The following is a 22778-nucleotide window of genomic DNA, read 5'->3' on the forward strand; positions in this document are numbered from 1 at the left end:
TTATGTTTGACTATAACTCATTCACAAATGCAGTTATAAATGCAAATAAAGAGTTATATGGGTATATAAATACTCATATGACTCAAGCTGACCTAGAAGAGTCTTCTTTGATTGGATACGGAGGAGATAAAACTCTAAATATTGATATCATTGCTGAAAATATTTTTATAAAATACCTTTCTTCTTTTGGAGATATTTATTCTGAAGAAGCAGGTAATGTATCAAATAACTCAAATATAAAAATCATAATTGACCCTTTAGATGGGAGTCATAACTTTGCATCAGGATTAGAGTACTACGGTACTTCTGTAGCAGTTAAACAAGATGATGAATATATTGCTGGATATGTATGTAATTTATGTACTGCAGTTTTAATTTATAGAGAGAATGAAGATATAAATAAAATAAATATTTTGACAGAACAATTTTTAAGTTCATATGAAAATAGTAATCCGAATATATCAATATTTGAAAGAGCTTATGCTTATCCAAAAGTAACTCAAAAACTAAAAGAAAATTCTATTAAATATCGAAGTCCAGGGGCTGCTGCACTATCTCTTGTAAATGCAAGAAATTATAAATTTGTACTTTTTGCAGGTAAATTAAGAGAGTTTGATATTGCTGCTTCATTGTATATAAATAAGGACTTAGAAGTCTTCAAAAATGATGAATTCTTAATTATCTCTAAAAACTATAGCAATTTAGTACTAATTAAAGAAATAATTAAAGTTTTTTAGGTTATAACTCCAAAACTATATTTTACTTGGGGAAACGGTTTATGTCATTAATTATAACAGATGATTGTATCGCATGTGATGCATGTAGAGAAGAATGTCCAAACTATGCGATTGAAGAGGGTGATCCAATATACGTTATTGATCCAGATAGATGTACTGAGTGTGTAGGTCACTTTGAGGAACCAGCATGTATTGAAGTATGTCCAGTTGATTGTATCATTGTAGATCCAGATAATCAAGAAACAATGGAAGAATTACAATTTAAATACGAGCAGCTTCAAGAAGAAGAAGCGTAATGGCTAAAGTAACAACTATTATAGACATTGGGTCAAACTCAATGCGTATGGTTGTTTTAGAAAAGAGTAGTAGATTTTCTTTTAACTTAATTAACGAGACAAAAAGTCGTGTTAAAATTTCTGAAGGTTGCTATGAAAATAGTGGTAACCTTCAAGAAGCTCCTATGCAAAGAGCTTTTAATTCTTTGCAGTCTTTCTTAAATATTTCTAAAGCACTAAAATCAAGAAAAATTATTTGCGTTGCTACATCAGCACTAAGAGATGCACCAAATTCAAAACTTTTTACAAACAAAGTTAAAAATGAATTAGGTCTAAATATTAGAATTATTGATGGACCTAAAGAAGCTTATTATGGTGGTGTCGCTGCATTAAACTTAATACATGGTCAAGAGTTTGTAACTGTGGACATTGGTGGAGGTTCTACTGAGTTTGCATTTATAAAAGATGGACAAATTGTTGACTGTATATCCCTTGATGTAGGAACAGTAAGATTAAATGAACTGTTTTTTTCTAAAGGTGATTTAGTAGGTGCTAGAAATTATATTTTAGAAAAACTTGAAGAAGTTAAAAATTGTGGTCTTAGTATTCCAAATACTGTTGTTGGTATTGGAGGAAGTATTCGAGCTCTTAGTAAAATCATAATGAAAAAAACTGAATATCCTTTAGATATCTTACATGGTTTTTCATATATAGTTGATTTAAACTCTTATATTTTTGATGATATTTTAAGGGCTAAGAATAATAACTCTTTAAAATATATTGGTGTAAAAAAAGATAGATATGACACAATAAAAGAGGGTACTTTTATTTTTAAAACTATTCTAGAAGAGTTAAAAACTACAAGAGTTATTACTTCTGGAGTTGGTGTTAGAGAAGGTGTTTATTTAACTGATATTTTAAGAACTAATAATTGTAAATTTCCAGCAAACTATAATGTAAGCGTACGAAGTTTGCTTGATAGATTTCAAGTTTGTCCTAAACAAAGTGCTTACTTAGGTAATAATGCAAGACAAATCTTTGAAGCTTTAAAACCACTTCATAATCTAGATGATAAATATAAAACCCTTTTAGTTATTGCTTCAAAGCTTCATTCAATTGGTACAACACTTAACTTTTATAAATCAAATGATAACACTTTTGATTTTATATTAAATGGTTTAAATTATGATTTCTTACACTCTTCAAGAGTAACAGTTGCTCATATGATTAAGTTTTCTAAAAAAAGACTACCTAAAAAAGAAGACTTACAAAAGTATTCAAAACTATTACCTTGTTTTGAAACTATGCAATGGCTATCTTTTATGATAAGTCTTAATTTAACAATTAATCAAGATATGTCTAGTCCAAAAGTAACTTATAAACTTAAAAATGACAGGTTAAAACTATCACTTGAAAGACCTATATATTTAGTAGAAAGTGAAGTTAAAAAGATTCAAACTCCTAAGGGTGTAAAAGTAAAAGTAGTTTCATGAAAATAGCTATTGTAAAACTTTCTGCTATGGGTGATATTATTCATGCTATGGTTGCCTTACAATTTATCAAAAAAGCTAATCCTTCTATACAAATAGATTGGTTTGTTGAAAAAATATTTACAGAAGTATTGGAAAATAATCCTGATATTGATAATGTTTTTGCTCTTAATTTAAAATCTATAAAAAAGAAAAAAACAGAATTTTTTTCACAAATTTCAATTATAAGAAAATATTCAAAAAATAGTTATGATTTAGTAATTGATGCCCAAGGTCTAATTAAATCAGCAATTGTTTCAAAACTACTTGGAAAAAATAGGGTAGGTTTTAGTAAAACTTCTACTAGAGAGAGTTTAGCTTCTTCTTTATATAATAAAATTATTGACTCTGATTATTCTAAAAATGTTATTGAAAGAAATTTAGATATTTTATTAAAGCCTTTAGATATAGAGTTTAATAAAGAGTCTATTTTAAATAAAAGTCCTTTTCTTTTTTTTAAAGAGAGCTTTGATTTTAGTGATATATTAAACAAAGAAAAAAAGAATATATTGCTTATAGTAGGTGCTAGTTGGCCTTCAAAAATATATTCTAAAGAGAAATTCGCTAAAATAGTACAAAATATAGATGAGAATTTTATTATTGCTTGGGGTAATGAAGAAGAAAAAAAAATTGCAGAATTTATTTCAAGTTCTTCAAAGGCTGTTGTTTTACCCAAATTAAGTTTAAATGATTTGAAGTCATTGGTATCAAAAGTTGATTTACTTATAGGAAATGATACAGGTCCTACTCATATGGCATGGGCTTTAAATATTCCTTCTATAACTATATTTGGTTGTACTCCTGGGTATAGAAATACTTATGAAACAGATATAAATAAAATTATTGAATCAAAATCTAAAGTTGATCCTGAAAGATTAAATAAAGAAGATTATTCAATAGAAAAAATAGATGAAAATGAAATAATAAAAATAGCGAAGGATTTATTGTTTGAAGGCAAACGTTAAGGAATATTTAGTATATTATATATATGTCTTTTTTAAATTTCTTTTTACTTTTCTTCCTAAAGCTCTTGTAAAACAGATTTTAATTTTATGTGCAAAACTAGCTTTTAGATTTAATAAAGAACATAAACATATTGCAAAAGTGAATTTAGATTTAGCTTTTGAAAATACTAAATCTGATGATGAAAAAAATAGTATAATTTATGAGTCATATAAGTCTCTTCTTTTTAATATGTTTGAGTTTGTAGAGAATCAAGTTTTATCTAAAGAGGAAATATTATTAAAGGCAAATATTATTAATGCTTCTTATGTAGAAGATGCTATTAAAAAAGGTAAAAAAATTATATTTTTTACTGCTCATTATGGTGGATGGGAAATTGCATTACCTCATACAGCACTTAAATTTGGAACACTTGCTGTTGTAAATAGAAAAATGAATAATCCTCTAATTCAAGATATGTACAAAAAAGCTAGGAATAGAAATAATATCATAATGCTAGATAAAAAGACAGCTGCAAAAGGAATGTTGAAAGCATTAAAACAGAACAATCATGTAGCAGTTGTAATTGACCAACACATAAAAGTTGGAGAAGAAATTGAATTCTTTGGAAAAAAAGTAATGGCTACTGATTCAACGTCAAGATTAGCTTTAAAATTTGATGCAGTACTTGTTCCTCTTTTTTGTGAAATGAATGATTTTAGGGATTATACAATTAAAATAGAAAAACCAATTGATGTAGCTACTTATGAATTTAAAACAGATAATAAAATAAAAGAATTAACACAAATACAAAATAATATTATAGAAAATCAGATTAAACATAAACCAGAGCAATGGTTTTGGCAGCATAAGAGGTTTAAACACCTTTATAATAAATTATATAAAGTAAATACATGAATAATAAGCCTAAATATAATATTTTTAAAAATACAAAATATGCTCTAGATGGATTTAAACATGCTTTCAATACAGAAAGCTCTTTAAAGTTAGAACTATTATGTGCAATTTTTATTATTATAGCAATAGTGTTAATTGATGTTTCATTGGTATATAAACTTGTTCTTTTTGTTACGGGTATTTTGGTTTTGATTGTTGAACTTGTAAATTCTGCAATAGAAAATGTAGTTGACCTTGTAACTAAAGAGTATGATCCTTTAGCTAAAATAGCAAAAGATATTGGTTCTACTGCTGTTATGTTTACAATTGTGCTACATATAATTTCATGGATAACAATACTACTGTGGGCATGAATTTAAGTATTGGTAAAAACTTTGTAGAATATGCTACAAAGTTATATACAAATAATGATAAAGAAATATTTTCCTTTGAATATGATAATCAAAAATATTGGTTAAAAAAAGCAAGAGCTACAAAATCAAACTTAATTCATAAATTTTTTTATAAACTAACTGATATAGATATACTACTACCTGTTGAAAAAAAAAGTGCTAAAGAGAGTTTAATATTTGAAACTACTAAAATAGAAAGACTAAAAGAAAAAGGTATTAATACTCCTAATATAGCTTTTAAAAATGATGATTTTTTTATTTTAGAAGATTCTGGAAAGATGGTGAATTCTTATATTAGAAAAAGAGATATAACAAAAGAAAAGATGTATTTTTATATTGATTTAATGTTAAAAGAATTAGCATTAATTCACAATAATAGTGAATATCACGGTGGAGCACAAGCAAGAAATTTTATATATAAAGAAAGAATAGTGACAGCAATTGATTTTGAAGATAGCTTTGATAAAAGTATTTCTTTAGAGACATTACAGTTTAGGGATTTAATTTTATTTTTGTTATCTTTAACAAAAACAAGAGCAAGTTTTGCATTGAATTATAATTTCATTATTAATCAATATATAAAATTAGTACCCAAAAATAAAAACTTCAAAAATAAACTTCAGAATTTAGCAAATAAGATTTCCTTTTTTATTTCTTTATATGAAATAGATTTTATAAAAAGAATGATTGGTAGAGATGGACAAGGTTTCTTCAAGCTTTTTATTATTTTAAAAAAATTAGAAGGTTAATATAATGAATCAAATAGTTATGTCAAATGTACTAAATACATTTAAAAAACTTGTTCTATCAAATTTATTATTTTTATTTTTAATGTCACTTTTTAGAGTAGTGTTTTTTAATTATTATTCACCATTAGATAGTTTTAATGGATTTTATTTAGATATTTTAAATACTTTTATTTTAGGTTTACGAATTGATTTGACTGTGATTGGATATATTCAAGCTATTCCAACAATATTATTAATAATTTTGTATTATATAAAAAAAGAAAAACTATTATACTATTTTGAAAAAATTTTAATTTATTATCTTTTTATTTGTTTTTTTATAGTGAGTCTTTTTTTATGCGCTGATTTTGGTTTTTATTCATATTTTAAAGAACATATAAATATTTTATTTTTTGGGCTTTTAGATGATGATACAAAAGCTTTAATGATAACATTTTGGCAAAATTATAATGTGATACTTATTTTAACTATTTTCGTTTTTTACCTAGCCATTTTATTCTTTTGTATTAAGAAAATATTTACAATTGAAAATAAAAATTATAATTCTTTTTTAGGATTAAAAGTATCAGCATTAATTTTCTTAATTATATTTATATTAAATTTTTTAGCTATAAGAGGAACATTAGGAATGTATCCTTTGGGAAAAATGATTCCTAACATTTCTACAAATGAGTTTATAAATAAAGTTTCACATAATGGTTTTAGGGCTTTTACAAATGCATTAAGTGCAAGAGAAAAATACTTAAAAAAGAAATATGATTTACTAAAAGTAACTGGATACAAAGGAAACATAGAAAAAGCTTTTGAAGTTTATAAGGGTAATAATGAAATCAATAGAAATGATTTATTAAAAAATATTACATACAAAACTAATAAAATCGATGATAAAGAATACAATGTAGTTGTAATTATGGTAGAGAGCTTTGGAATGCCAATTTTAAAATATCAAAGTAAGAATTTTAATATATTAGGAGAATTAGAAAAACATTTTAAAGAAGACACTCTTCTAACAAATTTTATTTCAGCTGGAAATGGTACTATATCAAGTCTGCAAGCACTTCTTTTAAATATACCTCATAGACCTGGTTCTTTTGCTTTTTCTCAATCAATTTATAAACAAACTCAGTTTACATATTCTCCTGCTTTTCTTTATAAAAATCAAGGTTATGAAACTAGTTTTATATATGGTGGCGATTTAAGTTGGAGAAGTTTAGGGCAATTTATTAAACATCAAGGTTATAATAATGTTGAAGGTAAGATAAATATCTTTAATAATTTAGAAAATATTAATAAAGATAAAGATGAATATTTTCATCCTTGGGGAATATTTGATGAATATTTATATTCACATATTCTAAAAAAACTTGAAAAAAGTGATAAAAAACAGTTTATAGTAGCACTTAGTACAAATAATCACCCTCCATATAATATTCCTAATGACTATGAGTCTAAAAGTTTAATTTTTAATGATGAGCTAAAGAAACATATAACAGGTGATTTTGATTTAGCAAAGCAAAGATTTAAGTCATATGCTTATGCTGTTGACCAAGTAGGAGTATTTCTTAATAAATTTAAAAAATCTAAATTTAAAGATAATACTATAATTGTAATTACTGCTGACAATAATACTATTGATGGAATAATGAAATACGATGAAAATGAAATTCTAAATTCTCGAAATATACCTTTATATTTTTACTTACCAAAGAAGTTGAAAAATAAATTAAATATTGATACAAAAGTTGCTGGTTCACATAAAGATATTTTTCCTACACTTTATAATTTAACTTTAAATAATCAAGATCATATATCTATAGGAAAAGACCTTTTTGATTCTACTTTAACTCATTATGGTTTTAATGGAGCATTAGTTGTAAATTCTAATAAAGAAGCAAAGAAATTTAAAAGTTTAAGTATAAAAAATGAACCTAGTTTAGAATATTATAAAGCATGCTTAGCAATATCTGAATATTTGGTTAAATACGAATATGAAAAAAGTAAGGAAAATAAATGAGAATAGCAGTTATTGTAAGAAGCCTTAAATATGGTGGGATGGAAAGAGCAGCCTGTAATCAAGCTGATGCTTTTTATTTATCAGGACATGAAGCTGATTTAATTTATTTTTCAAATAAACAAAAGCAAATTGAACCTCGCCAAAAAGATGTAAATGTTATACAGATTGATTTAAATAAGAAGATGAGAACTTCAATTGCTGGTCAAACTTGGGATTTATTTTCTCGATTTATAAATGTATTTTTTAGAAAGTCTTATCCTTTATTAAAAGGTTTTTATACAAGCAAAATATTTAAAAAAGAGTTTGCAAAATTAGAAAAAGAGAAAAAATATGATTTGATTCTAGTAAGAGGACAAGGTACTTTTGAACAAATTTGGCAATATAAAAATAAAAGAACAGTAAGAATTTGTGTAAATGTATCAAAAAAAACAAAATCTTCTTTTTTAGATAAAATAATGAGTAAGTGCTATTATGAGAATGTAAGAGTAAATTGTAACTCAGATGGTTCAAAAGATTTTTATGTAGAAAAATTTAAAAGAGAAAACATTACTCCTTTATCTTTAGACTCAATTAAAAATCCTTTTTTTACAGATAAGGTTTTATCATTGTCAAAAGAAAAAAATAACAAAATCCCAAAAGAACCTTATATTTTAGGTTTAGGAAGACTTGTAAAAACAAAAAACTTTGAATTATTGATTGATAGTTATTTTGAAATGAAAAACAAGTTTAATATTCCTCATAAGTTGGTTATTGTTGGAGATGGTGATGATAAGGAGTTTTTGGAAGAAAAATGCAAGACATTAGATATTGAAAAAGATGTTATATTTGCAGGATATGAAAATAATCCTTACCCATGGATAAAAAACTCAGAAATAATTGCATTTACTTCAAAAAAAGAGGGGCTTTCAAATGTATTAATTGAAGCTATGTGTTGTAAAACAAGAATCTTAATAACTAAATCACCAGGTGGTATGTTAGAAATGATGCAAGGAAAACTGGCAGAAAATATTGCAGAAAATGATAAAACTGATATTGCAAATAAAATGAAAAAAATTTTAGATTATGAAAAAGAGTTTTATTTTGATGATTATGAAAAAGCACTTTCATTATTTGAACCTTCTCAAATAGTTAATAAGTGGTTAGATATGTATATAAAAAAGGATAAGTGATGTTTAGAGAAATTGATACTTTAAATAAAGAAAAAAGCTACAATATCTTTATAGTTAGAACACCTTTTCAGCTTATTAATGCATATGAAACAAAGTATTATTTTAAAAAAGAAGATGCTATTTTAATTATTATTGATAATGGGGCAGATAATAATAAAAAACAACTAACAAACTTAATCTATGATGGGGTTTGGGATAAAGTTATAAGATTTGGGAATGAAGATAAAAGCAATTTTTTTAACTATATAAAGATAATAAAAAAGTTAAAAAAAATTAATATTGATTCATTATTTATTGGAAGTGGCTTTAATAAAATGCAGCAAGTTCTAGTTGCAAATATCAAATCTAAATATACTTGTTTCTTTGATTCTGGAACTAGTACAATGGTTACATACGAAGCTTTTAAAAAAAATAAAATAAACTTTTCATCATTAAAAAAACTAAGATTTAACCTATTTGGATTAAAAACTAAAATTGATAAAAAAATAGATTTTTTTACAATGTTTAATTTAAAAGAACTACCCAACCATAAAATATTTAAAAATAGATATGAATTTATGAAAAATAAATTTACTGATTCTTCAGATTCAAAATCCAATGAAGTTTATATTATTGGACAAAGGTTTGTAACTGCAAATATATTAGAAGAAAAAAAATATATTCAATTTCTAGAAAATGTTTTAGATAAATATAAAAACTATAAAGTTAATTATTTAATGCATAGAAGTGAAGATAAGAATTATTTGATAAAAAATGGATTAGAAAAAAAGTTAAATATTGTAAATAGTACTATGCCTGGTGAACTTTTCTTTTTATCTTTATCAAATAAACCTGATTATATAATAGGTACTGTATCAACCCTAATTACATCATTGAAGTATATTTTTGATGATATATCAATTATTTCATATAAATTTAAAAATGAAGATTTTAAGAAAAATGGTGATTTATATTTATTAGAGTATGAAAATATGAAAAAAAATAATATTGAGATTGTAGAAATTTAAAGGATAGGTATTGAATATAAATGTACTTGACTGCACATTAAGAGATGGTGGTTATATTAATAATTGGAATTTTGAAGATAAAAACATTATTGAAATATTATCATTGCTTGCAAAATCAAATGTAGATATTTTAGAGTGTGGTTTTTTAGATAAAGATATTGAAAAGAATAGTAATTGTACACGATTTAATAACGTCAATAAAATTGATAAATTACTTGAAAAAGTAGAAAAACACAATAGTAGTTGCGTTGTAATGGTGGAGCTAGGTAAATTTAACTTAAACAGTTTACCAAATAAAAAAGATGTAAAAATTGATGGAATAAGATTCTCTTTTAGAAAATCAGATTTAGAAGAGGCATTAGTTCAAATGAAAATCATTGTTGAGAAAGGTTATGAACTTTTCATTCAACCTATCTCTACGAATAGCTATTCTGAGCTGGAATTAATTGATCTAATAAAAGAGGCTAATACTTTAAATGCAAAAGCTATATATATTGTAGATACACAAGGCTCAATGTTTAAAGATGATTTTAGAAGGCTATATTATTTATTTAATGAACATTTAGAAAAAAATATTGCAATAGGGTTTCACTCTCATAACAATATGCAGTTATCATATTCAATTGCAATAGATTTTATAGAGATTGCAAGGTATAGAGAGATTATAATAGATTCTTCAATTTATGGTATGGGTAGAGGAGCTGGAAATTTAAATACAGAGTTATTAGCTGACTATATAAATAAAAAGATTGAAAACAAATATGAAATTAATTATATACTTGAATTAATAGATAGCTATTTTAATTCACTGTACAAACAAAATAATTGGGGCTATTCTTTAGCACACTTTTTATCCGCTTCTTTAGAGTGTCATCCAAACTATGCATCTTTTTTATTGAATAAAAAACATTTAAATATAAATGAAATAAAAGATATATTACAAGGTATTCCTGATAATGAAAAGTTTGAGTTTAATAAAACAGTAATTGAAAAGATTTATCTTGAGTTTAATAGTAATAAAAGAATTAAAATAAATGAACCAAACTTAGGAAATAAAAATATACTACTTATTGGTTCAGGAAAAAAATTAAATGAAAAAATAGATTACATAAAAGAGAATTTAGACAAATATATTATAGTTTCATTAAATCATATTCCAGAAAACCTTGATGTAGACTATGTATTTTTTAATTCAGAAAAAAGATATTATGAATTTAAAGATGAGTTAAATGGAATAAAGGTAATAACAACTTCAAATTTATCTTTTTCTTTAGATTATGTTATAGATTTTGAAAAAGTATCTTCTTTAGAAGAACATTATAATGATAACTCGGCAGTTATGTTTATCAATTATTTATGCCAAATTGGAAAAAAAGAAGTTGAAATTGCTGGTGTTGATGGCTTTGATAAAAATTTAGATAACTACAACTATTCTGAATTTGATAAAATTGTAGAAGATAAAGCAATCGATGAGTTGAATGAAAAAATTCTTAGTGGATTAAAAATCTTATCTAAAAAAATAGATATTAAGTTTTTGACAAACTCAATTTTTAAATCAAAACTAAAACAAAAAATAGTAGGAGTTATCCCTTCAAGGTTTGCTTCTACAAGGTTACCAGGAAAACAATTAGCAGATATTTGTGGCTTACCAATGGTTATTCATGTTTTAAAAAGGGCATTAAAATCAGATATTTTAGATGAAGTAATAGTTGCAACAGATCATGAATCAATAGTTAAAGAGGTTGAAAAGTATGGTGGAAGAGCAATATTAACTTCAACAAAACATCAAGATGGAAATGCAAGGATGCATGAAGTTTCAAAAACTGTTAATGGTGATATTTTTGTCTTAATAAATGGAGATGAACCTTTATTAGAACCTAAACATATTAAAGAATCAGTAGAAGGTCTTATTAATTCAAAAAGAGCAGATGCTTCAGTTTTAGTTACTCCATATGAAGAAAGAAATAATACAACAAATTTAAAAATGGTACTTAATAGAAATGATGAAGTTATGTTTATATCAAGAAGTGATATTCCTTCAGATGCAAGAGAAGAGAAAAAACCTATGTGGAAAGGTTTTTACATAGTTTCATATTGGAAAGAGTTTTTAGATAAGTTTGTTTTAGAATTTGAAGAAACTGAATTGAATCAAAGAGAAACTACTGATCAAAATAAGATTATTGAATATGGATATGTTTTACAAGCTGTTAAAACGGAAAGTAATGCAATAAGTGTTGATACACAAGATGACTTAGAAAAAGTTAGAAAAATGATGGAAAATGATAAAACTTATTTAACTTATAAGGATGAAATTTGATTAAAGTTATTTTCTTTGATTTTGATGGAGTTATTTTAGATTCGATGCCTATAAGAGATTATGGCTTTAGAAAAATATTAGAAGAATATCCACTTGATATTGTTGAAGATTTTATTAAATTTCATCAAGAAAATGCAGGCTTATCAAGATTTTATAAAATAAAATATTTTTATTCTAAATATTTAAATAAAGATATTAGAGAAGAAAAAATACAAGAATATGCTACAAAGTTTTCTGAAATAATGAGATCTGAATTGCCTAATGAAAAATATTTAATCTCAGAAACTGTAAGTTTCATCAGAAATAATTATAAAAAAATGACTTTTCATATTGTCTCAGGCTCTGAACAAAATGAATTAAGATTTTTATGTGAGCAATTAGGGTTAAGTAAATATTTTAAATCAATAGAAGGCTCGCCTACACACAAAAATGATTTGGTAAAAAATATTTTAAATAAAGAAAAATATATATTAGATGAATCAATTTTAATTGGCGATAGTATAAATGATTTTAATGCAGCATCTATAAATGGAATAAAGTTTTATGGGTTTAATAACCCAAAGTTGAGATTAAAAGATGAATATTTAAATACAATTTCAGAGTTAGAGGAAATAGTAAATTGATTAATTATAGTAAAACAAATTGGTTTTTAATGTATGTATATTTTTATATATTCATAACACCTTTGCATTTTTCTAAGTCACAATTATCTGTTTCATCATTATTGCTTTTATTACTAGCAATATTTAAGTATAAAAAAACTTTATTAATAAAAATAAAAGAGTATGCTTTTTTTACTCCTATTTCTCTTTTTTTTGCTTTTATTTTATATATTTATCTAAGCACACTTTGGAGTAATCCTTTTTCAGAGGGCTTAGAACATATAAATACATTTTATAAATATTATTTTTTGTTTGTACCTGCAATTTTGGTTTCATTGAATAAAGAGCAAGCAATTATAGGAATAAAAGTATTGATTTTTAGTCTTGGATTTTATTCAATCTATTCAATTTTGATTTATTTAGGTTTTTTTAATTCTAAAGTATATGGTTTTCAGTCATCTAATCCTACTGGGCATTTAAGATATTTAATATCAACACAATACATGGTTATTGCATTTTTTACAGCTTCATTGTTTTCTTTATATGCTAAAAGTAGTAAAGAAAAGTTAATATTTTTAATTGTTGCACTTTTGTCCTTTTTTGCATTATTTATTAATAATAGTAGAACTGCACAGTTGTCATTTCTTTTTATTTTTATTATATTTCTAATAATATCTTTAAAAAAGTATTTATTTAATCTTAAACTAATACTTATATTTTTAATAATTGTATCTTCAAGCATCAATTTTTTATATCAAAATAACAAGTTAGATAGGTTTGTAGTAGCTTACAATCAAAGTCAACAAGTTTTTTTACAAAATCAATACAATGGTAGTGTAGGAGTAAGGCTTTACTTTAATAAAGCAGGAATTGCAATATTTAAAGATGACCCTCTTTTAGGTACTGGACCTAAAGATAATAGAATTATATTACAAGAGATACAAGAAAAAGACCAAAACTATAATTCAAAAATATATAATCATTTTCATAGTGAACATATAGATATATTAACAGCATATGGTATAATTGGATATTTTTTAATATTTTTATCTTTTACAACATTGATTTATAAACTAAAAAAAGAACCATTATATTATTACTTGAGTTTAGCAGTTTTTCTATGTTTGTTTTTTAATTCTTTTGCAAATAAAACATTATCAGTTAAGCCTTTAAACTATGTATATATTTTGTTCTTTCTACTTTTTGCTATAATTGCACTAAAATCAATTGATATAAAAAAGGGAAAAATTGAAAATAACAGCTAATATAATTACATTAAATGAAGAAAAAAATATAGAGGCTGTAATAAAATCAGTACAAGAAGTTTGTGATGAGGTTTTAGTAGTTGACTCTTTAAGTACTGATAGAACTTGTGAAATTGCCGAAAATTTAGGTGCAAGAGTTGTAAAACAAGAGTATTTAGGTGATGGTCCTCAAAAAGCATTTGGTGAGCCACTTGCAAAATATGATTGGGTACTAAGTATTGATGCTGATGAGAGATTAGATTTAAATGCAATTGAAGAGATTAGAAAACTTGATTTAGATAATACAAAGTATGATGGGTTCTCTTTTGCTAGAAAGACTTATGTAGGAGATAATTTTATTAAGCTTTGGTATCCAGATAGAGTAACAAGACTTTATAATAGAACTAAGTGTGGATATTCAAAATTAAAAGGTCATGCAAAGGTTGAAGCTAAAAATATTTGTGATTTAAAAGCTGATATGCTTCATTACTCTTATGAAGATTATATTCATATGATTAGAACTACTGAAAAGTTTATAAAAAGAGGAGCACAAATCTCATATGATGCAGGAAAAAGAGCAAACTCTTTAGACCCTTTTATTCATGGAGTAGGAGCTTTATTTAAAGCTTTAGTTTTAAAAGGTGGAGCTTTTCATGGGATTCATGGTTGGAATGTTGCTGTGATTTCTGCATATAGCTCTTATATGAAATATGCTTTAATGCTTGAGATGCAAAAGAATGACAAATAAAAAGATTTTAGAAGTTTGTTTATCTCCTGATTTAGGTGGTTTAGAACTTTATATGAGTAGATGTACAAATGAATTATCAAAGAGTTTTGATGTTTCTTGTGTAGTTGCTTCAAAATCAAAACTAAAAGATTTTATTCAAGATGTTCAAAAGTTTGAAATAAATAGGAAAAATAGCTTTTCTATAAGAGCATCTTTAAAATTAGCAAAAATCATTGATAAACAAAATATTGATATTGTTCATCTTCATTGGACAAAAGACCTTCCAATTGTTGTTCTTGCTAAAATCTTTTCAAAAAGAAAACCAAAGATTGTACAAACAAGACATATGACAATGACAAGATTTAAAAGTGATTTTTATCATAAATTTTTATATAAAAATATTGATACAATTATTTGTGTTACAAAAGCTTTAGAAGAGCAAATAAAAAAGTTTATTCCTCAAAATATTAGACCTAAAACTTTAACTTTATATCTTGGAGCAGATGAGAGCAAAGCTTTAAGTGATGAGCAAATAGCAGAGTTTAAAAAAGAATTACTAGTAGAAGACTCTTTTATGTTAGGACTTGTTGGAAGAATTAATGAGTTTAAAGGACAACATTTACTTATAGAAGCTATGAAGCTTTTAAAAGCAAAAGATTTAGATATCAAAGCTTATATTATAGGGTCTCCTATGAGCGAAGATTATTTGCAGCAATTAAAACAAAGAGTTATAGATTTTAATTTAGAAGAACAAGTTTTTTTTGTAGGTTTTACAAAAGAACCACATAAGTTTATGCAAGCTTGTGATGTAGTCTTAATGACTTCAAGAAATGAAACTTTTGGATTAGTTACCATTGAAGCTATGAGAAATGGTAGTTGTGTTATTGGCTCAAATTCTGGTGGGGTTTTAGAGATAATAGATGATGAAAAAACTGGGTTACTATTTGAAAGTGGAAACCATGAAGATTTAGCTTTAAAGATAGAAAAGCTATATAAAGATGAAACTTTAAGAAAAGATCTTGCAAAAGCAGGTCAAAAAAAAGCAGAAGAGCTTTTTGATAATAAAAAACAGTTTAATAAATTAATTGAATTTTTTATGTATCTTTAGTTTACTGTTAATAAATTTATATATAAATTTTAAGTAAAATAATATAGATAAACTATAAGGTAGAACTTGAACTTCAAATTTGAACTAAATGAACAATATAAAAATACAAAAGAATTTTTATTAAATATAAAAAAATATTTCCAAGAAAACTCAAATACTATTCACAAAGCAAGAAATGAGTTAAAAATAATTAATTATGGCGATGTACAAACAGTAGTAAAAGCTTTTAAAATACCAAATAAAATAAATCAAATAGTTTACGCATATTTTAGAGATTCAAAGGCAAAAAAATCATATAAAAATGCAGTAAAATTAAGAAGCTTAGGTTTAAATACACCAGAACCAATAGGATATATAGAATTTTATAGAAACTTTTTATTTAAAGAGAGTTTTTTTATAGCTAAAAAATATGAGTATGATTTTACAATTAGAGAACCTCTTCGAAATAAGACCCTAGAAAATAGAGAAGAGATTATAAAAGAGTTTGTAGAGTTTACTTTTTCTTTACATAAAAATAATGTATATCATAAAGATTTTTCAGCAGGAAATACTTTAGTAGCCATTAAAGATGATAGTTATGAATTTTCAGTTGTAGATATAAATAGAATGGAATTTAAAACTATTGATTTAGAAACTGGACTTGATAATTTTGCAAAACTTTGGTTAGATGAAGATGATATTATTTTAATAGCAACTACTTATGCAAAACTAGCGAAAGTTGAGAAAAACCAAGCAATAAATATTTTAAGAAAATGTGATAAAAAACTAAAAGAATTTGTAGAGTTTAAAAGAAAAGTTAGAGGTAAAAAATAGTGAATCTTCTTATTACTAGACATGATAAAATTGGTGATTTTGTTGTAACTTTGCCTTTAATTAAAGCTATAAAAGAACAATATCCAAGAACCAAAATTACAGTATTAGTTAGTAAAATAAATTTTGATCTTGCAAAAGAGATAGATTTTATAGACGATGTAATTTTATTTGATAAAGATAATTTAAATAAAACATTAGTTGAAATAAAAGAGAAAAAATTTGATGCTAGTATTAGTGCTTATATAGATACTATTTTAGGAAAACTTCTTTTTAAAAGTGGTATTAAAATTAGAGTTGCTCCTGCTACAAAAATAGCACAGATATTCTTTACAAAAAAAATAACCCAAAGAAGAAGTAAAGTAGAAAAAACTGAATGGCAATATAATCTAGATCTAGCAAAAGCAATTTTTCCTAATATTAGTTTAGATTTCTCAAGACCAGTAATTACAACACATACTTCATATCAAGCAACTAAAAAAAGAGTGATATTGCATCCAGGCTTTGGAGGAAGTAGTGATGGAAATTTATCTTTAGATGATTATATAAAACTTGCAAGAAAAGCAGCTCAAACTTCATATAAAGTTGTTTTTACTTTCGGACCAGATGATAAATCATCAAAAGAGTATATATTTTCAAGACTTACTTCTACTGAAAAAGATAAAGTTGAGCTTTTTGATTCAAAAATACCTTTATTTGAATTTACAAAATATATTGCATCTTCTTATCTTTTTATTAGTACTTCTACTGGTCCTATGCATCTTGCAGGGGCAACAAATACTAAGACAATTTCATTTTTCGGTGATTCTTTATTTGCTAGTTCAAAAAGATGGGCAACAATAAGTGAAGAAGAAAATCAAAATAATTTTATGCTTTCAAGTGAATACTCAAAAGAAAAGTATAAAGAAATAGAAAATTGTTTAATGGAACTTTTGCATGAGTGAGAAAATAGTTTTAAATAAAAAGTATTTTTTAGCAAAAGGTGGTGAAAGAAACTGTTATATTCATCCAAAAGATGAAAATAAAGTTATTAAAGTTGTTCATAGAAATGAAAAACACAATGAACAAAATAAGTTAGAATATAAGTATTATAATTTTTTACAGAAAAGAAATAAGCCTTTAACCCATTTGACTAAATGTTATGGTTTTATAAATACTAATTTAGGTTTGGGATTAATCTACGAAAGACTTAAAGATTATAATAACAATCCATCTAAGTCTTTTAAATTTTTTTTAGAAGAAAAAATATTTACTAGAGAAGAAGAAGACAAGTTAGTTAGTGAGTTAAAAGACTATTTATTTCAAAATGATATTTTGTTTATTGATGTAGATTTAAGTAATATTTTTTGTCAAGAGTTTATGGAAAACAAATATAAACTTGTAATAATAGATGGACTAGGTGCAAGAAGATTAAATTGGAGATTTTATACATATCTTTATTCTAAGACATTTACTAGATATAAAATAAAAAAACAATGGAAAAAGTTTTTTCAAAACTTTAAAAAGTATAGTACTTATTATAAATAAAAGGGAAAAATAAGTTGAGCTTTATAAATTTAAATAAGAAAAATTATTTAGGTAAAGGTAGAGAACGAGCATGTTATTTACATCCTGAAGATGATTCAAAGGTAGTAAAAGTAGTTTATAAACCTTTGGAAAATTTAAATCAAAATGAATTAGAGTATGAATATTTAAAATATTTAGAAAAAAAAGATATTCCTTTTTCTCATTTATCAAAATGTTATGGGAAGGTTCATACAAATCTAGGTGAAGGCTACATTTTTGAAAGAATAAAAGATTATAATGGTGAAACTTCAACATCTTTTAAAAATGTTGTAATGAATGGTCTTCTTTCTTCAAAACTTGAAATTGAACTTTTAAATGAATTAAAAAAATATTTGCATGAAAATAGTATTATTTTTGTTGATGTAGCTTTGAGTAATGTATTTTGTCAAAAAATTTCAGAAGATAATTATAAATTAGTTTTAACTGATGGAATAGGTGGAAAAAGAATGGGGCTTAAATCAAAATTGTATTTATATTCAAAACTTTTCACAAAATATAAAGTAAAAAAACAGTTAAAAAAACTAGACAGTAGATATAAAAAAGTGATTAAACAAGGAATTGAAGCTAAGACAAGGTTATTAAGTGAATAACGCACCCTTTTTTTGGGATAAGTATTCTGACCAACCAAGTGTTATAAAAGATAAGACTTACAAAAAAACTATGAGAAAGAAGTATATTTTGGATTATATCAAAATGCTTTTTTCTTCATTTTTTATTTTGCCTCTTGCTATTTTAGTCATGAAACTATTTCGAGGTAAGGAAGAACTTTCAAATAAAGACTTTATCGGACTTGGAGTAAATCTAGATAAAGATGATGGGAATAATATACAACAAGAACTTATAGAAGAACTTGGTGTTAAAAATCTTATTATTAGAATACCTCTTTGGGATATGCAAAATATTGATTCTTATGTAGAGTTTGCAAAAAGTTTTAATCAAAACTCACCTAAAAATATTTTACTAAATATCATGCAAGACAGAACTCATATTGAGAACAAAGAACTTCTAAAAAAAGATTTAGAACTTATATTTTCAAAGTTTAGTTCTTTTGTAAGTGAATATCAAATTGGAACTACTATAAATAGAGCTAAGTGGGGATTTTTTGCTGTAAAAGAGTATTTAGAAGTTTTTAAAATAACTCAAGATTTAAGAGATGAAAAATATAAAGGTTTGAAGTTAATAGGACCTAGTACAATAGATTTTGAATATTACTATAATATAAGGGCAATGTTTAATCTATATAATATAAAATATGACAAGGTAAGTTCTTTATTATATGTAGATAGACGAGGAGCTCCTTCAAATACTCAATATGGCTTTTTTGATACAAAAAATAAGATTGATTTACTTTATTCTTTATGTAAACTTTCATTTAAAACAAACGATGAGGTTTATATTACAGAAGTTAATTGGCCCCTTTCAAATACAGCTCCTTTTGCTCCAACAAGTGAACATGAGTGTGTTTCTAACGAAGAATACTCAAAATATATGCTTGAATATTTAGAAACTGCAAAAAAAAGTAAAAAAATACAAAAAGTTTTTTGGCATCAACTTATAGCCCCTGGTTATGGTTTAGTTGATAATAGAGATGGTAAAATAGTGAAATTGCAACAATTTTATGCGTTAAAAGAGTTCTTGAATGAAAAATAAAATGAAGATTGAAAAAATATTTATAGAGATACCAACTTGGCTTGGTGATGCAATAATGACAACTCCTGCTATACAAAACTTGATAAAAACTTATCCAAACGCAAAGATAACTCTTCTTGGCTCTTTTGTTTCAACTCAAGCGTTAGGTAACTTTAAAAACATAGAGAAAGTTATAGTTGATGATACAAAAAAAGAAGGAAATAGATATTTAAATCTTTATAAATTAGCTAAAGAAATAGGAAAAGTTGATTTAGCCCTTTCTTTTAGAAGAAGTTTCTCTTCAAAACTTATGATGTTCTTTGTAGATGCAAAGAAAAAGTTTAATTATAAAAGGCTACAGAAAAAACAAATACATCAAGTTCTTAGATACAATGATTTTGTAAACTATGTTTTAAAATTAGATAATAAAGCAGGAGACTTAAAACTATATTTTCCTGCTTATAAATACACTAAACCAACTCTTGGAATAAATCCAGGAGCTACATATGGAAGTGCAAAAAGATGGTACCCAGAAGAATTTGCAAAAGTAGCAATTGAAATGTCAAAAACTCATGATATAGTTATCTTTGGTGGACCTTCTGAAACTGATATTGCAAATGATATTGAAGCAATACTTTTAGCAAATGAAATTAAAAGCTATCAAAATCTTGCAGGAAAAACTACAATACCAGAACTTATAGAAAAAATAGCAGGTTTAGATATCTTTATAACCAATGATTCTGGTCCTATGCATGTTGCAGCAGCATATAAGGTAAAAACTGCAGCTATTTTTGGACCAACAAGATTTAAAGAAACAAATCAATGGAATAATCCAAATGAAAATATAATAACAAAAAACTTAGAGTGTGCACCTTGTATGAAAAGGACCTGTCCACTTAAACATCATAATTGTATGAAGTTCATAACTGCACAAGATGTTTTAAAAGTTTTGTAGTAATTTAAAAGTAATATTATTTTAATAGAGTATAATATATTTTATTACTACAATTTAGGAGACTTATGCCTGAAAATAGAGAATATATTTCAGAAGATGAGATTGATTTAAGAGAATTACTTAAAACATTATGGTCATATAAAAAGTTTATTATTATTTTGACAAGTTTAACTACAATCTTTTCAATTGTTTATGTGATGTTATTAAATCCTAAACCTATATATAAAGGTTCTCTTTTAATAAAAATAGGTGAAATTAAAACACAATCTTCTTTAGAGTTAATTGATAATCCCTATAATTTAAAATACTTAATTGAATCAGAATATAATATTGAACAAACACCTAAAAAGAAAACTGAAACGGGTATAGAAGTTTCTATTCCACGTTCTGCTAATTCACTTATAGTTATAAATGCAAAATATTATTCTAAAACTGATATTAAAGATAAAATTGAAAATATTTATAATGACTTAGTTAAAAATCAAAAAGAAAAATTAAAAATGTATAGTGAGTTTATATCTACTAAAAAAATTGGAAGTATAAAAATAGAAGAGGACTCTATAAATAAACCAAATAAAAAACTTATTGTTTTAGTTACTTTTTTATTTGGGTTTATTTTTTCTATAATTCTAGTGTTTTTCTTAAAATTTATTAAAGATATGAAAAAGAAAAAAAACTTTAATTGAGATTTTCAAAGTTATTATAACTTGAAATAAATACATATGATTAGCATAGGTTTCAATTTGGAATAATCATATTAAATAATAGTTTTAAAAGAATATACTATAACAAACTTGTAAGAAGAATATAGCTAAAATATTAAAATAAAATTACAGATAATATCAAGGATAAGATTATTAATGCTTAATAATAAATCATATAAAATTGCAATAGCAGGTACAGGATATGTTGGTTTATCTAACGGGTTACTTCTGTCTCAACACAATGAAGTAGTAGCTTTAGATATAGTTCCAGAAAAAGTAAAATTATTGAATAATAAAAAATCTCCAATTGAAGATAAAGAAATAGAAGAATATTTACTAAAAGATGATTTAAATTTTAAAGCAACTCTTGATAAAAACGAAGCCTACAAAGGTGCTGATTATGTAGTGATTGCAACTCCTACAGATTATGATCCAGAAACAAACTATTTTAATACAAAGTCAATAGAATATGTTATTACAGATGTTTTAGAAATAAATCCAAATGCAACAATGATTATAAAATCAACTATTCCAGTTGGGTACACAAAAAATTTAAGAGAACAATTTGATACAACTAATATAGTTTTTTCTCCCGAATTCTTAAGAGAGGGAAAAGCTCTTTTTGATAATTTATATCCTTCAAGAATAATAGTTGGTGAAAAGACTGAAAGAGCAGATATATTTGCTAATCTTTTAGCACAAGGTGCAATAAAAGAGAATATTGATATTTTATTCACTGATTCAACGGAAGCTGAAGCTATTAAACTTTTTGCAAATACTTATTTAGCAATGAGAGTTGCCTATTTTAATGAACTTGATTCATATGCTTTAAGTCATGGATTAAATACTGAACAGATTATCAAGGGTATTGGACTTGACCCAAGAATTGGTATGCACTACAATAATCCATCTTTTGGTTATGGTGGATATTGTTTACCCAAAGATACAAAGCAATTAAGAGCAAATTATGAAGATGTACCATCAAATTTAATAGGTGCAATAGTTGAATCAAATACTACTAGAAAAGATTTTATAGCAGAAAGTATTATTAAAAAACTTCATCTAACAGCAAAGAATCCCATAAATATAGATACTAATAAAAAAGTTGGTATATATAGACTTGTAATGAAAAGTGGAAGTGATAATTTTAGATCAAGTGCTATACAAGGTATTATGAAAAGAATTAAAGCAAAAGGTATTGAAATAATTATTTATGAACCAAATCTTGAAGATGAATCATTTTTTAATTCAAAAGTTTATAAGAATTTAGATGAATTTAAAAAAGATGCAAGTGTGATAGTTGCAAATAGAATTTCAGAAGATATTGCTGATGTGGAAGAAAAAATTTTCACAAGAGATATATTTAATTCAGATAGCTAAGGAT

The 22778-nt window shown here is 24.9% G+C and carries 23 protein-coding genes; all 23 read left to right on the forward strand.

What is annotated here, in order from left to right; translation table 11 throughout:
* Positions 1–2 precede the first annotated feature (2 nt).
* Positions 3–737: an inositol monophosphatase family protein gene (locus CRV01_RS05265; RefSeq protein WP_129007186.1), complete on the forward strand. Its 735-nt coding sequence runs from the start codon at positions 3–5 to the stop codon at positions 735–737.
* 41 nt (positions 738–778) lie between these two features.
* Complete coding sequence (locus tag CRV01_RS05270) at positions 779–1033, forward strand: YfhL family 4Fe-4S dicluster ferredoxin (RefSeq protein WP_129007187.1); 255 nt, start codon at positions 779–781, stop codon at positions 1031–1033.
* Positions 1033–2505, forward strand: coding sequence for a Ppx/GppA phosphatase family protein (locus CRV01_RS05275; protein ID WP_129007188.1), 1473 nt, complete (start codon positions 1033–1035; stop codon positions 2503–2505). The genes CRV01_RS05270 and CRV01_RS05275 overlap by 1 nt, the downstream gene beginning before the upstream one ends.
* Positions 2502–3506 (forward strand): lipopolysaccharide heptosyltransferase I, encoded by a 1005-nt coding sequence (gene waaC / locus CRV01_RS05280; RefSeq protein WP_129007189.1) that lies wholly within the window; start codon positions 2502–2504, stop codon positions 3504–3506. The genes CRV01_RS05275 and waaC overlap by 4 nt, the downstream gene beginning before the upstream one ends.
* Positions 3490–4401: a lipid A biosynthesis acyltransferase gene (locus tag CRV01_RS05285; RefSeq protein ID WP_129007190.1), complete on the forward strand. Its 912-nt coding sequence runs from the start codon at positions 3490–3492 to the stop codon at positions 4399–4401. Before waaC ends, CRV01_RS05285 begins: the two co-directional genes overlap by 17 nt.
* On the forward strand, positions 4398–4754 hold the full coding sequence (locus tag CRV01_RS05290) for a diacylglycerol kinase (RefSeq protein WP_129007191.1): 357 nt from the start codon (positions 4398–4400) through the stop codon (positions 4752–4754). The genes CRV01_RS05285 and CRV01_RS05290 overlap by 4 nt, the downstream gene beginning before the upstream one ends.
* Positions 4751–5542: a hypothetical protein gene (locus tag CRV01_RS05295; protein ID WP_258238318.1), complete on the forward strand. Its 792-nt coding sequence runs from the start codon at positions 4751–4753 to the stop codon at positions 5540–5542. Before CRV01_RS05290 ends, CRV01_RS05295 begins: the two co-directional genes overlap by 4 nt.
* A gap of 4 nt (positions 5543–5546) precedes the next feature.
* Positions 5547–7556, forward strand: coding sequence for an LTA synthase family protein (locus CRV01_RS05300; protein WP_129007192.1), 2010 nt, complete (start codon positions 5547–5549; stop codon positions 7554–7556).
* Complete coding sequence (locus CRV01_RS05305) at positions 7553–8725, forward strand: glycosyltransferase (protein ID WP_129007193.1); 1173 nt, start codon at positions 7553–7555, stop codon at positions 8723–8725. Before CRV01_RS05300 ends, CRV01_RS05305 begins: the two co-directional genes overlap by 4 nt.
* Positions 8725–9732, forward strand: coding sequence for a polysialyltransferase family glycosyltransferase (locus CRV01_RS05310; RefSeq protein ID WP_129007194.1), 1008 nt, complete (start codon positions 8725–8727; stop codon positions 9730–9732). Before CRV01_RS05305 ends, CRV01_RS05310 begins: the two co-directional genes overlap by 1 nt.
* A 10-nt stretch (positions 9733–9742) precedes the next feature.
* A complete protein-coding gene (kdsB, locus tag CRV01_RS05315; protein ID WP_129007195.1) occupies positions 9743–12049 on the forward strand; it encodes a 3-deoxy-manno-octulosonate cytidylyltransferase in 2307 nt (768 codons plus the stop codon).
* Entirely contained in the window at positions 12046–12672 is a 627-nt protein-coding gene (locus tag CRV01_RS05320; RefSeq protein ID WP_129007196.1) for an HAD family hydrolase, read from the forward strand. Before kdsB ends, CRV01_RS05320 begins: the two co-directional genes overlap by 4 nt.
* On the forward strand, positions 12669–13916 hold the full coding sequence (locus tag CRV01_RS05325) for an O-antigen ligase (protein WP_129007197.1): 1248 nt from the start codon (positions 12669–12671) through the stop codon (positions 13914–13916). The genes CRV01_RS05320 and CRV01_RS05325 overlap by 4 nt, the downstream gene beginning before the upstream one ends.
* On the forward strand, positions 13900–14643 hold the full coding sequence (locus tag CRV01_RS05330; protein WP_129007198.1) for a glycosyltransferase family 2 protein: 744 nt from the start codon (positions 13900–13902) through the stop codon (positions 14641–14643). The genes CRV01_RS05325 and CRV01_RS05330 overlap by 17 nt, the downstream gene beginning before the upstream one ends.
* Positions 14633–15730 carry a glycosyltransferase family 4 protein gene (locus CRV01_RS05335; protein ID WP_129007199.1) on the forward strand — a complete coding sequence of 366 codons (1098 nt, stop codon included), beginning with the start codon at positions 14633–14635 and terminating at the stop codon, positions 15728–15730. Before CRV01_RS05330 ends, CRV01_RS05335 begins: the two co-directional genes overlap by 11 nt.
* A 66-nt stretch (positions 15731–15796) precedes the next feature.
* Positions 15797–16543, forward strand: coding sequence for a lipopolysaccharide kinase InaA family protein (locus tag CRV01_RS05340; protein ID WP_129007200.1), 747 nt, complete (start codon positions 15797–15799; stop codon positions 16541–16543).
* Positions 16543–17484: a glycosyltransferase family 9 protein gene (locus CRV01_RS05345; protein ID WP_129007201.1), complete on the forward strand. Its 942-nt coding sequence runs from the start codon at positions 16543–16545 to the stop codon at positions 17482–17484. The genes CRV01_RS05340 and CRV01_RS05345 overlap by 1 nt, the downstream gene beginning before the upstream one ends.
* Positions 17477–18067 (forward strand): YrbL family protein, encoded by a 591-nt coding sequence (locus CRV01_RS05350; RefSeq protein ID WP_129007202.1) that lies wholly within the window; start codon positions 17477–17479, stop codon positions 18065–18067. The genes CRV01_RS05345 and CRV01_RS05350 overlap by 8 nt, the downstream gene beginning before the upstream one ends.
* Positions 18068–18081: 14 nt before the next feature.
* Complete coding sequence (locus tag CRV01_RS05355) at positions 18082–18696, forward strand: YrbL family protein (protein WP_164970015.1); 615 nt, start codon at positions 18082–18084, stop codon at positions 18694–18696.
* Complete coding sequence (locus tag CRV01_RS05360; protein WP_129007204.1) at positions 18689–19756, forward strand: hypothetical protein; 1068 nt, start codon at positions 18689–18691, stop codon at positions 19754–19756. The genes CRV01_RS05355 and CRV01_RS05360 overlap by 8 nt, the downstream gene beginning before the upstream one ends.
* Positions 19746–20690, forward strand: a complete 945-nt coding sequence (locus CRV01_RS05365) for a glycosyltransferase family 9 protein (RefSeq protein ID WP_258238319.1) — start codon at positions 19746–19748, stop codon at positions 20688–20690. The genes CRV01_RS05360 and CRV01_RS05365 overlap by 11 nt, the downstream gene beginning before the upstream one ends.
* A gap of 65 nt (positions 20691–20755) precedes the next feature.
* Positions 20756–21376, forward strand: a complete 621-nt coding sequence (locus CRV01_RS05370; protein WP_129007205.1) for a Wzz/FepE/Etk N-terminal domain-containing protein — start codon at positions 20756–20758, stop codon at positions 21374–21376.
* A gap of 174 nt (positions 21377–21550) precedes the next feature.
* Positions 21551–22774, forward strand: a complete 1224-nt coding sequence (locus CRV01_RS05375) for a nucleotide sugar dehydrogenase (RefSeq protein WP_129007206.1) — start codon at positions 21551–21553, stop codon at positions 22772–22774.
* Positions 22775–22778 lie beyond the last annotated feature (4 nt).

This window comes from Arcobacter sp. CECT 8983 (assembly GCF_004118855.1).
Classification (GTDB): Bacteria; Campylobacterota; Campylobacteria; order Campylobacterales; family Arcobacteraceae; genus Halarcobacter.